The organism is Galbibacter sp. (assembly GCF_035306585.1).
Lineage (GTDB): Bacteria > Bacteroidota > Bacteroidia > Flavobacteriales > Flavobacteriaceae > Galbibacter.
Genome location: NZ_DATGNU010000044.1, coordinates 37155 through 53282, shown reverse-complemented (window position 1 = coordinate 53282; position 16128 = coordinate 37155). Strand labels below are relative to the sequence as shown.

Genomic DNA, 16128 nt, shown 5'->3' with positions numbered 1-16128 from the left:
CTTAAGACAGCTCGTTTAGTTCCATAAACTTAGACATGAACCTTTGAAAGGATTCTTCGAAATCTTGATCTTCTACTTGATTTTTATGCTCGGTTAGATAGCTATAATCCTGTCTTAAATTATTGGATAACCCAAGTCCAAAGGGAATGTTTTTCTCGATCATAAATCTCAGAAATACAATTTCATAGGATTTTTGATGCGCTACAATGGGGTCCATCATTTCTTTATAAGTATGGAGAAGCTCTATTTTCTTTAATGGATTTAGTGCAATTTTAGCCTTGTATGCAGTCGCAACGGCCGAATAAGCTTGTAAAAGGGGAGTGGTTTTTTCTCTGGATTCGAGTTCCTTTATGAATTTTTTAATTTCCTTTTTGTTTCCTTCTCTACAGTTTGAAACCAGTCGTCTTATAGTATTCATGTTTTGGGGCTAAGGTTATCAAATGTAATCAATAACCTAAATTTTATAGTGTGTTACTTGTTAAAGAAATTGTTAATAAAAAGAACCCTTAAAGTTAATATCAGATTATTACTACAATTAGGGTGCTTTGAAATTTCACAACGAATAGGACAATATAATATTGTGTATTAGTGCAAAAAATATGTAAATTTCTTATATTATGGTACTATAATACGAAAATATATTTAATTTTTATGAAAATTTAAATAAATAATTAAACAATTCTTACAAGTGTCGTAATTATTAATCTTAGAAGTAAGTTGAAATTCTGGGGTGTTTGCTGCCTTGGGATGATCTTTTTTTGAAAGAAAAAAGCTATTAAAAAGGTTTTTTCAATAAACCTTAATAACAGCTTTTATTAGCATACTAAACTAACTAACTATAATAATGTTGTATGTAAAATCGTATTAATTTGTTTCTGCAATACTGTATATTGCAAAACCATTCGCAGGAACTTCTAATTGGCTCATGCCTTGTTCATCCACAGTGGCAACAAAGGAGGTGTTGTTACTGTAGTCTAATAATACGCGCTGTTTCCAATTTGTTGACACGGAACGTCTTTTAACAGTGTCCGAATGGTTGATATACAAAATTAGCCCAGGGTTGTTTTCATCTCCATCTCTTCTCATAATGTATTCATCACTGTCTACATAAAGGATATGGGTTTGTCCAACTGCTAAGCTGTTGTGTATTTTAATTAATTGTTTAATGGGGGTCTTAAAGTCTTGGTTTTCGTAATCCGAATAAAAAATAGTAGGATAACCAGGATGTGTTAAGATGTACGCATAAGCCTTTAATTTATTTTCAGGGGCTATGTTATTATCCTCATTGGTATCTTTCTCAGTATCGTGATTTGCAGTAAAGGTCACCGCTTTTTCTGGGTGCGTCTGCCATAACATGTCTTTATCCAAATAGGTCAGATCATTAAATCGATCGAGTGCTTCTTCCAGTTTATAAAAGGTAGAAAAATCAAAAACTCCGCTGCCAGTTTCATCCACAAATTTGGATAAAACAGTGGCGTTTCCGTCCCATAATTCACTTACTGAAAATCCACCAACCTCCTCGAGCCATGCTTTCACTACCCATGGTTCATATCCCAGCACATAGTCAAATCTCCAACCATCAAATCCCATGACATTTTTATAATATTTTGCCACAGAATTTTCAGATTTCCACAACCAATTCTGAACATAGGCTTGATTGTGATCTAAATTGGTTTCCTCATAAAACAAACTTCCATCATCATAGTTACTGGTACTATTTGGGTAGAAATTCTCATAGGTTCTGTTAAACATTCCAGAGGCGTTCCCATGAGTTTGATCAAATAAGGTATAGGTGTTTTTCTCGCGATACGGATTGTACTCTTGACCGCCACCCGAATTATGATTGATAACAATATCTGCGATAACCTCTAGACCCAATTCATGCGCCGTAGCAATTAAGGCTTCAAGTTCTTTTCTACTCCCGAATCGAGTAATCACAGTTCCATGTTGATTGTACTCTCCAAAATCAAAGTAATCTGAAGGGTCATAACCCATAGAATAACCACCTGATTGCCCTTTGGTAGCCACCGGTAACCATATTCTGTCTACTCCGCTCTTACGCCAATCCTTAAGATGGTCGGTTATAATGTTCCACCATTGCCCTCGGGGTTCAACGTCCCAATAGAAACTTTGCATCATCACCCCTTGTTCACTGTTATATGTCTCTAATGAAATTGGGGTGACCACTACATCCACTGGTGGAGGGTCTACCTCTGGCTCCTTCTCTAGCGAGTCATCACTTGAACAACCAATACTTAGCAGTGTAAGTAGAATGCTTAAAAAGTGTATTGCTTTCATACGTTGTTTTTAGCTTGGAAAATAAAAGCCTGATACATTACTTTTTGTACCAGGCTTCATTTATGTGGTTTATTATTGTTGCGGTATTAAAATATATCGTCCATCAAGATCATTAAACCATACATTGTACGTTCCCGCAGCTACTGGAATATTTGGATCATTATCGTTGAATCCTTGACCGCTTAGCGGTGTAGAAGCTCCCCAGCTGTTAGTCCAATCATCGTCCGCTCTGAATTTAACTTCCCCTTCGGAAAGCTCAATACCTTCTATTACCCATATATGCGGGTCAAAGGTGGTCGGTGTCATTTCTTGGTCTGCATCCCATCCATCAGCTGTGGCATCACCGATAAGTCCAATGGTTGTATAGGTAGGTGCCGTAGAAATATCCACTGCATCAAAGGTATAACTCATATCTTCCTTGTTAAGTGTTAGGCTATAGTAACCGTCCGCATTAACAGGGAATGCCGAAGGATCTGATCCTAAAAGATCACTATTGCTAAGAGCGGTGCCATCCAGACCCCACTGTGGTTGCCATTCACCTAATACTTCAAGAATTTTAAATCCTTCCGTATCTGCAGTTCCTGCAAATCTACCAGTGAAACTAAATACTTGATCGTTTTCTCCATCTCTGAACAATGGTGTATTGCTATTGTTTGGATTCCAACCTGCGGCAGTAACATCACCAACAAGATACATCTGTGGCTTCATTTCTACGCCTCCCTCGCTAGCCTCAGTAAGTACTACTGGAAGCGCGATCACAGCGGATAGTTGTTCAGTATCTCCACCAGTATCTCCTATATACGCTTTTACTCTAAAGTATAATGAACCTGTATTAGGAGCTTCTGTGTCAGGGTCGTTATCTAATCCAGCCTGCCCTGCTAATTTTAATAGATAACTTACTGTAACTCCATAATTATTAACAGTTAGATCACCTGCTACGACTTCTTCCGCCTCAAAAGCCTCTGTAGTAGAAGCCTGTAGTTCGTATTTAACTGGAGATGGGACTCCGAAATCGGTCTTGTTCCATACAAAACGTTCTGCTAGATTATCTCCATTAGCTGCATTTAGAGGATACGTCTCCAAGAAGGTGTTCTCAAAGGCGATCCCTTCTGGGTTTGGCCTTGCCACAAATGTGAAATCATCGTCCTCGGAACATGCGTTAAAACCTAGGACAGAAAGTAGGGCGACGAATATAAATATTGTTTTTTTCATCAGTTTAATTTTAGTATTAGTAACCAGTATTTTGAGTTAGATTAGAGTTGATAGAGAGTATATTTGATGGTAATGGGAATAGGACTCTGTAACTATCTACAGAAGTTCCATTTTTAACGCCACCTTTAAAAGGCCATAAATAACTTGCTCCAGTAAAATATCCGTAACGGATTAGATCAGTTCGACGTTGACCTTCCCAATACAACTCTCTTGCACGCTCATCAAGAATAAAACCTAATGTAAGATCACTTACTGAGATGTTTCCACTTGAATTTCCGTAAGCTCTTGTACGTAATTGGTTAATTAAACCAGCAGCTGTATTAACATCGCCTCCAGCACCACCTCTTAGCACAGCCTCAGCATAGGTAAGGTAAATTTCAGCCAGCCGAATTAACGGTAAGTCAGTATCGGTAAATTCACCACCTGTATCACTTCCTGCATTTCCTTGTGAGTCTACATTCTTGAATTTAGAAACGGCATAACCATCTGTAAAGGTATTCGCAATAGTATTGATCTCATAGGTTTGACCATCGGTATGAAACATTGCTCTACCATCGTTCCAAGCCACTGGATATCCATCGGCATCGCGATCACTAACTGAGCTGTCAAATTTACTTACTAATGCACTGGTGGTACGGGTACCGCCCCATCCACCGTTCACTCCGTAGACTGCTGGGTCCATGCTTCCACCGATGGCTGCGTGAATCAAGAATGTTGTTCCACCATAAGTACGTGATTGGTTTCCATCGAAGTTAAGTGCAAAAATGAATTCGTTTTGTGCTCCGTTGGAATTGTTATCTGCTAGAAATAATTCATCATAAGCACTGCCACTTTGATTTGCATCGGTGGTGTTAATGCTATAAGAAGATTGAATTACTTTGTTGGCATAGGTAATCGCTTCTGTATAGAGTTGCTCACCTGTCCAAACTTCTGCATTTAAATACAATTTAGATAGTAATGCCCAAGCAGCCACACGATCAACTCTACCGTACTCGTTCGCTTGACTTTCTTTTAGTAGATCTTGAATCTCTAAAAGCTCCGCTTCTACAAATTGGAAAATTTCAGTTCTTGTATTCTGTACTGGTAAATCAGTTGAAACGGCCGTTACTAAAGGCACATCACCATAAAAATCAATCAAGTTGAAATAAGCGAATGCACGAAGAAAACGGGCTTCCCCGATATAAGTCGCTACTTCTGTATTTTCAGTGAGTTGCGCTGCATTTTCGATAAAGGAGTTACAGAAAGAAACTTCCTGAGCTAAACGATAATACATCGCAGCACTAAAGTCATTGGAAGCATCCCAATTCATTTCATGAAGATTAGGAAGTCCTGGATCTCCCCAACCCACTACGGCATTATCAGTAGTCAGTTCGTTGAGGTTGAACAGCATACGGCTGTACTGAGAGGTTCCCTCATCAATCCCTGTAATATCAGGCTGTCCTGCAGGTCCTGCCTGACCTGTCAATGCCAATGAAGCATATAACTTGGCTAGCGCACCTTTGGCATCCTCAGCAGTGGCAAACACATTTTCTTCTGTAAAGCTATCTGGATCAATGGTTGGATCGACATTTAGATCGTCATGACAGCTTGTAAAAACGGCGCCTGTAATGACTAGGCTTAATATTATCTTATATGTTTTTTTCATGTTGTCTTTTTTTAAAAATCTAGGTTAACTCCAAATACAAACGATCTTGGTCTTGGGTAAAAATTGTTGTCAATACCACCGTATATTTCAGGATCTAAACCGTCATAATCAGTGATGGTAAGTACATTTTGAACCGAACCATAAAGGCGTACACTCAAATCATCATCGATAAAATCTCTAAGAGTGTATCCCAGGGTGATGTTATCTACTTTAAAGAAAGAAGCATCTTGTACATAATAGTCACTTTGTAGATTTACCTCAGTTAGGGTGTTAAATCCAGTGTTGAAATAATCTGTGTGTAAGTTTGTAAGGATGCTATTTTCTCTTGATCGCAATCCGTAGGTTTTACTAGATGCCATGTTGTTGTAGGCATAATTTCCAAGGTTTGCCCTAGTGGCTACAGATAAATCCCAGTTTTTGTAGTTAACACTGGTATTGAAGCCCATAATGATATCAGCAAATGGATCTTTGTAAAGGTAACGGTCTGCATTGTTAATTTGATTGTCTCCGTTTCTATCTACAACTGCACCTTCAATTGGGCGATTTTGATCATCATAAACTTGCTTGTACACCCAGAAACTATATGGAGCATATCCTTCCTTGTGTAGTTGGATGCTGTTTCCAGTTCCTCCATTGATTCCACCAACTTCTACCTCATCAGGAAGATTGGTTAGCTCGTTGTCATTAAAGGAAATGTTATAACCTACATTCCAAGTAAAATCTTCGGTCTGTACTGGAGTAGCATTTATTTCAAACTCAATACCTTTGTTCTCCATATCTCCAATGTTCTTATCGATGGCATTAGAGAAGTTGGTAAATGGATCCACAGTAACTAGACTAATAAGGTCTTCTGTTTTTTTAATGTATGCGTTCACCGATCCTGAGATTCGATTGTTAAATAAACCAAAGTCAATTCCAGCATTTAAAGTATTTCCAACTTCCCATCGTAGGTTCTCATTATAAGCCTCTGGACGGTAGGTTTGGTAGAATCCACTTCCTAATTGATAATTGGCGTTGGATTGGCTTTGCGTGTATCGCGTTAGGTATAAATAGTCACCTAAACCAGATACGTTACCGATCTCTCCATATCCCAATCTGATTTTTAAATTGCTGATCACCTGAGAATTTTCTAGGAATTGCTCGTTATTGATGTTCCAAGCAAATGCGAAGGATGGGAAATACCCCCATCGGTCATCTGGATTTAATTTCGAAGAAGCATCCGCTCTAAGGGTTGCAGTAAATAAATAGCGGTCGTCAAAGCTGTAGTTCAACCTTCCAAAATATGAAAGTAATACGCTTTCCCATCTATCGATAAAGATAAAATCATTTCCATCTTCTTCTGCCTCACTATCATAACTGTCATTATCAAATTCAAAGCTTTGATAAGAATAACCTGCTACCGCATTTATGGAATGTACCTCATTGATGTCTTTGGTATAGGTAAGATAGGCATCAAATAATTTGTTCGTCGACTTGTTTGAATAGGTTGCTAAAGAACCATTCCAATCATTTTGTGATGATGGCATTTCAATAGGAAGAATTGTTCTACCGTTACTATCCGACTTGTCAATACCCACATTTACAGTGGCCGTTAAGTCTGGGAAGAAGTGCAGTTGATAATCTACCTTTGCATTGGCGATTAAATGTCTTACCTCCGCAGTATCATCCTTAAGATCAACTAATGCGACTGGGTTAGTCGGTGCTAAGCTATTTTGTGCTCCTTGTGCATTTAACCAAGTAAAGTAATTGGCAAATGGAGAATTAGGATCATAAATCGATTGCGTTGGATCAAAATCCACAGCTGCGCCTATAGCATCTCTGTTTCCAAAAGCATTTTCGGTATAGGATCCACGTCCGTTTAGTTCAATTTTTAAATGACCATCAAATAACATTGGACGAAGGTTGATAGACCCTGTAGTTCTTGTGAAATTATCTCCTTTTAAAATACCACTTTGATCGGTATAACCTAATGATGCCCTTACCGGCATAAATCCTTTGATGTTTCCAGTGGTACTGAAGTTGTGATCAAAACCAATGGCTTGTCTGTATATTTCATCTTGCCAGTTGGTGTCGCTATTTCCTAAACGCGAAATGGCTGCATCATCTCCAGAATTTTGAATAATACTTCTGAATTGATCTGCATTCATAACCTCTACGAAATCTGTTGGATCATATACAGTAGTGGTCGCGGCGTAGTTAAATTTAAATTCTCTTCCTTTCCCTTTTTTAGTGGTAATCATAATTACCCCATTGGCCGCACGTGCACCGTAAATGGCAGTTGCCGAAGCATCTTTTAATACGGTCATACTTTCAATATCGTTCGGGTTGATAAAGTTAAGTGGGTTTCTACTCCCCCCTATATTACCATCGGCTAATGGGATTCCATCTACCACATAAAGTGGGTTACTGCTCAAAGAAAGAGAACCTTGACCACGAATTATGATGTTTTGACCCTCACCAGGAGCTCCTCCACCAGAACTTATGGAGACCCCCGCTACTTTCCCTTGGATTAATTGTTGGGCCGAAACAATTGGTCCTTTGTTAAAATCCTCGGCGGTAACTTGGTCCACAGCACCTGTAACATCTTTTTGGCTTACAGCACCATATCCGATCACTACCACTTCTTCAAGTTGTTCTGTATCCTCTTGAAGGGATACATTCATAGTTGTTCCACTTACGGCGACTTCTTGGGTGGTAAACCCAATATAGGAGAACTGTAGCACAGTTCCGTTTTCCGCTTCCATCTGGAAGTTTCCATCAAAATCTGTAGAAGTCCCTTGTGTGGTTCCTTTAATCACTACATTCACTCCTGGTATCGGAGTTCCTGTCCCTGCATCAGTGACTGTTCCTGTAACGACCTGTTGTGAGAATGCTCCAAGTGGTATAAGGAAAGCCAGCAGTTTTATTGTCTGAATTAGCTTCATAGATTGTTTGAAAAAAATTAATTAAGTGTTAGCTTTATTTTTACTTCTCAAGGTAAAACAACTGTAAAGTTTAGGTAAAGTTTAAGTATACGCAAATCGCAATTGTAGCGAAATCGATTTAGTGTTCACAAGTTTTTGTTTTTTAACAAATACCTAATTAAGGGGGGTAGTGCTCTTTAATTCCTTCTAAAGTTACTTTTTTAGAGATTATGATTCAAGCATGCTATAAAAATTAGTTAGATTTCTAGAGATTTAGTCCTTATTTTTGTTAAATTACCACTCAAGCCTAAACCAATGAAGAAGAAGATTACCATGAAGGAAATTGCCAGGGAACTGGATGTGTCTATTTCTACAGTTTCTAAAGCCTTGAACAATAGCCCTGAGATCAGTCAGGATACCATTGATAAGGTTCAAGCTTTCGCAAAATTATACAATTACAAACCCAACAATATAGCCTTAAGTTTAAAGAATAAAAAAACGAAAAACATTGCCGTGATTATTCCGGAAATTGTGCATCATTTTTTCACCTTAATTATCAGTGGTATAGAACAAAAGGCTAATGAGTTAGGCTATAATGTGATTGTGTGTCTTTCTAACGAATCCTTTGCTAAAGAAGTCATTAATATGGAAACCATGGCAAGCGGTAGTATTGATGGATTTTTATTGTCACTTTCTAAAGAAACGATGGCAAAAAAGGATTTTCACCACCTAAGGGAGGTGATTAATCAAGGGATGCCGCTTGTGATGTTTGACCGTGTCTCTGATGAAATTTATTGTGATAAGGTTATTATTGATGATGCCCGTGCTTCTTATAATACGGTGAAGCATTTAATCTATTCAGGGTGTCAAAGGATAGCACTGCTAACGACCCCAGATTATGTGTCTGTTGGGAAACTCAGAACCTTAGGATATAAAAATGCCCTCAAGGATGAAGGTATCGAGATCGATGAAAACCTTATTGTTAGGGTGGAAACAGTAGAGGAATTAGATGCTAAAGTGAAGGCGCTATTTGATTCGCAAAAATTTGATGCTGTTTTCGGAGTTAACGAATTATACGCAGTTGTTGCCATGCGTGAGGCGCATAGTAGAGGTTTTCTAATTCCTCATGAGATGAGTTTCGTTGGTTTTAGCGATGGGATCCTATCTAAGTATGCATATCCGAGTTTGACAACGGTCGTACAACATGGTTTCGAAATGGGCCAGAAAGCTGCTAAAATGCTTATTGATCGATTGGAAAGTGACCAAAACGATGACTCCTATAAAATGGAGGTTATAAAAACTTCCATCCTGCAACGAGAATCTACGAAACCCGTTTAGGAATTTTACGAAAAAGTTTCGTAACTCCTCTTATATGAGTGTGTTAAAATGTTAAGATCTTCAATAAATGCTTTGTTGGTGATAAAAATATTGTATCTTCGCCCACATCAAAACTTATTTTTACTTCTCAAAAAATAAACATAAGTAAGTTTTGATAAGTCGTAGCGCTTATCGTATTAAGAATTAATAAATTACGATAATGAAAAAGCGTATTTTAGGATTCTGGGAGATTTGGAACATGAGTTTCGGATTTCTAGGAATACAGTTCGGGTTCGCCTTACAAGGTGGTTTTATGTCCCGAATATTTCAAACCCTGGGTGCAGATAAAGAGAGCCTTCCGCTATTGTGGATTGCTGCTCCATTAACAGGTCTGATCGTCCAGCCCATCATTGGATATTTAAGTGATAAGACATGGCATGCTAGATTAGGAAGACGCCGTCCTTACTTTTTGATTGGTGCTATTTTGAGTTCATTGGCCTTGTTTTTGGCTCCACATTCTTCGGCATTGTGGATGGCAGCTGGTTTCTTATGGATTTTAGATGCCTCCATTAATATAAGTATGGAGCCCTTTAGAGCCTTAGTAGCCGATAAACTACATGAATCACAACGATCTTACGGATTTGTTGTTCAGGCACTCATCATTGGTGTAGGTACCTTAGTGGCTAGCAATTTACCTTGGCTAGTAAATATTTTAGGGGTGAGCAATGAAGCCGCTCCTGGCGTGGTGCCTATGTCAGTTAAGGTAGCCTTTGGAATTGGTGCAGTAGTGTTTATAACCAGTATACTTTATACCATATTTACCACCGATGAATACCCTCCAGAAGACATGGAGGCCTTTGAAAAAATGAAGGCCGAAAGCAAGGGGCGTTTTATTCAGGATATCGTCGAAAATATTGGCAAGATGCCTTCAACGATGGTTAAATTGGGAATAGTGCAGTTCTTTAGCTGGTTTGCGTTTTTTACTATGTGGAGTATGGCTATGCCCGCTTTAACAGAACATGTTTATAATGCGCCAGCACCTATGGAATCCGCTTATGACTTTACTCTTATTGAACAACAAAAGCAATTTGATACAGCGAACGCTCGTTATCAAGATGCATCAGATAAGGTCGGATCAGCCATGGGGATCTACGGACTCTCCTCCATGGGATTTGCATTGGTGCTCGCTTATTTTTCTTCCAAATTCAGGGTCAATCGGAAATTGACCCATATGATTTCTCTTACTATAGGAGGAATTGGATTTATTTCGATGTATTACGCTAGTAACATTTGGCATCTTTATGGCAGCTTTCTCCTTGTAGGAATAGCATGGGGGAGTATCCTGTCCATGCCTTACGCGATGCTCTCTAGTGCTATAGATGCCAAGAAAATGGGTGTCTATATGGGGCTGTTTAATATGTTTATCGTATTACCACAGATCATTGCGGCTGTTGGAGGCATTAATGTAAGTTATAAACTCATGGGGGATCACACGATCAACGCGATGATTGTAGCTGGAATAGCTTTACTACTAGCTGCATTAGCTAATTTACTGATCACCAATAAAAAGGCTATAGCCTATACACTCGATTAAGAGATCAGATATCAAGATTCAAACTAGGAACAATATTAAAAATAAGTCTGTAAACTTCGCCCTTACAGATATATTACGCAGATGAAACAACAAAAAGGATTTATTTTTGATTTGGACGGTGTTATTGTCGATACCGCCAAATTCCACTTTTTAGCTTGGAGAAAATTGGGAGAGAATTTCAATTTTCAACTCTCTGAACAACAAAACGAACAGCTCAAAGGAGTCAGTAGAATTGACTCATTGAATAAGATATTAAATTGGGCAGGGGTCGAAATTTCTCAACAGGAATTTGATCGCCTAGCGACCCTTAAAAATGAAGATTATTTAGGATACGTGGCTCAAATGACCCCAGATGATATACTTCCAGGGGTAAAAAGTACTATTGAGAAATTAAAGGCTGCTAATTATCCAATTGCTTTAGGATCTGCTAGTAAAAATGCCCCAGGTATCTTACGTAAAGTAGGCCTGATTGATCTATTTGATGTCATTGTTGACGGAAATAGTGTTGGCAAAGCCAAACCAGATCCAGAAGTTTTTCTTCAAGCAGCAAGCCAATTAGAGGTTGCACCAAGAGACTGTGTTGTCTTTGAGGATGCCTATGCGGGGATTACGGCAGCTAATAATGCTGGGATGACTTCTATTGCTATTGGTGATGCTCAGTTGCTACACCACGCGGATTATGTGTTTAACACATTTAATGAAATTACGTACGATTTTTTAACTCAACTTCAATCAAAATAAAATGAATCAAGATTATATAGTGCCAAATGAATGGTCATTGATAGAGGAAGGATTTAATCCTCAAAAGGTAAAATCTTCGGAGAGCATATTTAGTCTAGGTAATGGAGCCATGGGGCAGCGTGCTAATTTTGAAGAAGATTACAGTGGAGAAAGTTTCCAAGGAAGTTACATCGCTGGTGTATACTATCCAGATAAGACTAAAGTAGGTTGGTGGAAAAATGGATATCCAGAATATTTTGCCAAGGTATTAAATGCACCCAATTGGATTGGAATTCATGTGCATGTTGATGGGGAGACCTTAGACTTGAATACCTGTACAAAGGTATTTGATTACCGTAGGGAATTGAATATGAAACACGGATGGTATCAGAGGAGCTTCGTGGCTAGTATGCCCAATGGCGTGGATCTTAAAGTAACCTCCACTCGATTTTTAAGCATGTCTTTAAATGAAGTTGGCGCGATAAGATATGAAGTGACCCCTTTGAATCGTCCAGTAGAGGTGGTTATTACCCCTTATGTAGATGGAGGAATTACTAATAAGGATAGTAACTGGGATGATGCCTTTTGGCAAATCAATGAGGTGGGAGCAAAAGGTGATTTTGCTTATGTCAGATCAATGACTAATAAAACAGCATTTGAAGTTTGTACTGGTATGCTAAATGAACTATATCTCGATGACCAGAAACTCGATCTTAAAGCTGAGGTGGAATCTGGGTCACGAAAAATAGCATCGAAATATACCCTTACACTTGATAAAGGTCAACGAGCGACTTTAGTGAAATTCGCGGGATATGTAACAAGCCTAAATCATACTTCAGAGGCATTAGTGGATGCTTCTGAGCAAATTCTTTCGAAAGCACGAAATTACGGGTTCGATGCACTGATGGAGTCCCAAATGAAAGAATGGGATACCATATGGCAAATGGCAGATATTACCATAGAAGGTGATGTCAAGGCACAACAAGGAATCCGATTTAACATCTTCCAGCTCAATCAAACATACTCTGGAAAAGATTCCAGGCTGAATATAGGTCCAAAAGGATTTACTGGAGAGAAGTATGGAGGAAGTACCTATTGGGATACCGAGGCATATTGTATTCCATTTTACATGGCTACTAAAAATGAAATGGTAGCGAGAAATTTACTAACCTATCGTTATAACCAATTAGATAAGGCGATAGAGAATGCACAGAAACTGGGCTTTACAGATGGAGCAGCGCTTTATCCTATGGTAACGATCAATGGAGAGGAATGTCATAACGAGTGGGAAATTACCTTTGAAGAAATCCATCGTAATGGCTCCATATTATTTGCCATTTACAACTATACTCGTTATACTGGAGATCAGAGCTATATCCCAGAGATGGGGCTGGAGGTTATGATTGCTGTTGCTCGTTTTTGGAAACAACGTGCTAATTTCTCTACGGATAAAAACCAGTATGTGATCCTAGGGGTAACTGGTCCAAACGAATACGAAAACAACGTTAACAACAACTGGTTTACCAACTATATTGCAAAGTGGTGCATGGAATATACGGCTCAGTCCATCGAAATGGTAAAGCAGCACTACCCAGTGGATTTCGAGCGTATCATCAAGAAAACCAAACTTTCAGATACGGAGGTTGCTAAGTGGCTTGAGGTCGCAAAAAACATGTATTTCCCATACGATGAGAAGCGTCAGGTTTACTTGCAGCAAGATGGCTTTTTGGATAAAGAACTAGTTCCTGTATCGGAGCTTTCGAAAACCCAACGACCGATCAATCAAAAATGGTCATGGGATCGTATCTTGCGTTCCCCTTATATTAAACAGGCCGATGTATTACAAGGTTTCTACTTTTTTGAAAACCATTTTACCAGAGAAGAGTTGGAGCGTCATTTTGATTTTTACGAACCATTCACCGTTCATGAGTCATCGCTCTCTCCCTGCGTTCATAGTATTCAAGCGGCGGTATTAGATCGTATGGACCAGGCTTATACCTTTTATTTGAGAACCTCACGATTGGATTTAGATGATTATAATAAAGAGGTTCACGAAGGACTTCATATCACATCCATGGCAGGGACATGGATGAGTGTTGTGGAAGGATTTGGAGGAATGCGCGTGAAGAATGATACCCTTTCTTTTGATCCCAAAATCCCTGAACAATGGGATGCTTTTAGTTTCAAGGTTAATTTTAGAAATCGAATTCTAAAAGTGGAAGTATCCCATAGTGGAACAACTTTTAAATTAGAAGGAGACGATGAATTGAAGATTCTAATAAACGGGGAGAGCATCCTGCTTCAACCGGATAATAAAATTGTTTTGTGATATGATCAAATACCTTTTCTTTAGCATATGTATGATTTTTGTTGGACAGATTTATGGGCAATCCCTTGAATCTCCTAACGGAAATTTAGTGATGGATTTTTCCCTTTCTTCCACTGGAGAACCTACTTACTTGCTTAATTTTAAGCAAAAGGAAGTTATCAGATCAAGTAAACTTGGTTTCCAGATAAAAAATGATTCTATTTCTCTTAAGGATGATTTTGTAGTGGTAGATACCCAAGAGTCAAGCTTCGACCAGTGTTGGGAACCCGTATGGGGAGAAGAGAGTTCCATCAGAAATCACTACAATGAACTGTTAGTGAAGTTAAAACAACAAAGTACCCAACGGGCCTTAAATATCCGTTTTAGGTTGTTTGATGATGGTTTAGGGTTCCGATATGAATTTCCAGAGCAAGATCAATTGATCTATTTTGTGATCGAAGAAGAACGTACGGAGTTTGCCATGACGGGAGATCATACTGCGTTTTGGATTCCAGGGGATTATGACACCCAGGAATACGACTATACCAAAAGTAAACTATCGGAGATTCGCGCTAAGATGGCTTCAGCGATTACTCCGATCTCATCACAAACCCCTTTTTCACCTACGGGAGTGCAAACGGCCTTGATGTTGACTACCCATGATGGGTTGTATATCAACCTTCATGAAGCAGCACTGATTAATTATTCGACCATGCATTTAAACTTGGATGATAAGACAATGGTTTTTACATCTTGGTTAACGCCAGATGCAAACGGTGATAAGGGGCATGTGCAGGCACCTTTCAATACACCCTGGAGGACCATTATTGTAAGTGATGATGCTAGAGACATATTGGATTCAAAAATCACCTTGAATTTAAATGAACCGTCTAAGATAGAAGATACGCACTGGATTAAACCAATGAAATATATCGGGGTATGGTGGGAGCTAATTACTGGAAAAAGCAGTTGGGCCTATACCAATGATTTTCCATCGATCCAACTTGGGAAAACAGACTATGACTCGGCCACTCCCAATGGAACACATGGTGCCAATACAGCGCATGTTAAATCCTATATTGATTTTGCTGCAGCGCATGGCTTTGATGGTGTACTGGTGGAAGGCTGGAACCAAGGTTGGGAGGACTGGTACGGGAACTCTAAAGAGTATGTTTTTGACTTTGTGAGTCCTTATCCTGATTTTGACCTCAAGAGCATACAGGAATATGCAAAGCAAAAAGGAGTAGAAATGATCATGCACCATGAGACCTCGGGTTCCATTCGAAATTACGAACGTCATATGGACACCGCCTATCAGTTTATGAAGGATTACGGTTATAATGCTGTAAAAAGTGGCTATGTTGGTGATATCCTTCCAAGAGGAGAATACCACTATAGCCAATGGGTAGTGAACCACTATCAATATGCATTAGAAAAAGCAGCCGAATATGAAATTATGATTAATGCGCATGAGGCTGTTCGACCCACTGGTATTAGCCGTACTTATCCGAATTTGATCGCGAATGAATCTGCTAGAGGGACGGAGTATCAGGCCTTTGGCGGATCGAAGGCTAATCACGTTACTGTATTGCCTTTTACACGACTTATCGGAGGTCCCATGGATTATACCCCTGGAATATTTGAGATGGATATCAGCAAATTAAATCCGAACAATAATTCTCATGTCAATGCAACGATTGCCAACCAATTGGCTTTATACCTCACGATGTATAGCCCGCTACAAATGGCTGCTGATCTTCCAGAGAACTATATGCGTTTTCCCGAGGCCTTTGAGTTTATAAAAGATGTGGCTGTAGATTGGGATGAATCAATTTATTTAGAAGCTGAGCCAGGGGAATATATCACGGTGGCTAGAAAAGCGAAAGGTACCTCAGATTGGTTCATTGGTAATGTCAATGGATTCCAAGCCAGAAAAACGAGCCTTACACTAGACTTTTTAGAACCAGGAGAAACCTATACCGCTCGTATTTATGAAGACGCAAAGGATGCCCATTACAAGGATAATCCACAAGCGATAAAGATTCGAAGCGTACAAGTGAAAAAAAATAGTAAATTGAAATTCAGATCCGCTCCAGGTGGAGGATTTGCAGTAAGCATCATTAAAAATTAA

Annotated in this window: 10 protein-coding genes; 5 read left to right on the top strand and 5 right to left on the bottom strand. The window is 39.0% G+C overall.

Translation table 11 applies throughout. The features are described 5' to 3' along the window. Window position 1 precedes the first annotated feature (1 nt). The 5 genes from VKY50_RS04930 to VKY50_RS04910 all read right to left on the bottom strand — a co-directional run bounded on the left by VKY50_RS04930 (window position 2) and on the right by VKY50_RS04910 (window position 8079). Window positions 2-418: a hypothetical protein gene (locus VKY50_RS04930; RefSeq protein WP_324299458.1), complete on the bottom strand. Its 417-nt coding sequence runs from the start codon at window positions 416-418 to the stop codon at window positions 2-4. 446 nt (window positions 419-864) lie between these two features. Beyond that, a complete protein-coding gene (locus tag VKY50_RS04925) occupies window positions 865-2298 on the bottom strand; it encodes an alpha-amylase (RefSeq protein WP_324299456.1) in 1434 nt (477 codons plus the stop codon). A gap of 72 nt (window positions 2299-2370) precedes the next feature. Further along, window positions 2371-3510: a SusE domain-containing protein gene (locus VKY50_RS04920; protein ID WP_324299454.1), complete on the bottom strand. Its 1140-nt coding sequence runs from the start codon at window positions 3508-3510 to the stop codon at window positions 2371-2373. Between the two features lie 16 nt (window positions 3511-3526). Next, window positions 3527-5155 carry a RagB/SusD family nutrient uptake outer membrane protein gene (locus VKY50_RS04915; protein ID WP_324299452.1) on the bottom strand — a complete coding sequence of 543 codons (1629 nt, stop codon included), beginning with the start codon at window positions 5153-5155 and terminating at the stop codon, window positions 3527-3529. A gap of 11 nt (window positions 5156-5166) precedes the next feature. Next, window positions 5167-8079, bottom strand: a complete 2913-nt coding sequence (locus tag VKY50_RS04910) for a SusC/RagA family TonB-linked outer membrane protein (protein ID WP_324299450.1) — start codon at window positions 8077-8079, stop codon at window positions 5167-5169. A gap of 294 nt (window positions 8080-8373) precedes the next feature. Between VKY50_RS04910 and VKY50_RS04905 the strand changes: the two genes are divergently transcribed. The 5 genes from VKY50_RS04905 (at window position 8374) to VKY50_RS04885 (ending at window position 16128) form a co-directional block, all read left to right on the top strand. Continuing rightward, window positions 8374-9396: a LacI family DNA-binding transcriptional regulator gene (locus VKY50_RS04905; RefSeq protein ID WP_324299448.1), complete on the top strand. Its 1023-nt coding sequence runs from the start codon at window positions 8374-8376 to the stop codon at window positions 9394-9396. Between the two features lie 199 nt (window positions 9397-9595). Continuing rightward, entirely contained in the window at window positions 9596-10969 is a 1374-nt protein-coding gene (locus tag VKY50_RS04900) for an MFS transporter (RefSeq protein WP_324299446.1), read from the top strand. Between the two features lie 81 nt (window positions 10970-11050). Then, window positions 11051-11710: a beta-phosphoglucomutase gene (gene pgmB / locus VKY50_RS04895; RefSeq protein WP_324299444.1), complete on the top strand. Its 660-nt coding sequence runs from the start codon at window positions 11051-11053 to the stop codon at window positions 11708-11710. Window position 11711: 1 nt separating this feature from the next. Beyond that, window positions 11712-14018, top strand: coding sequence for a glycoside hydrolase family 65 protein (locus VKY50_RS04890; RefSeq protein WP_324299442.1), 2307 nt, complete (start codon window positions 11712-11714; stop codon window positions 14016-14018). Between the two features lies 1 nt (window position 14019). Continuing rightward, on the top strand, window positions 14020-16128 hold the full coding sequence (locus tag VKY50_RS04885) for a glycoside hydrolase family 97 protein (protein WP_324299440.1): 2109 nt from the start codon (window positions 14020-14022) through the stop codon (window positions 16126-16128).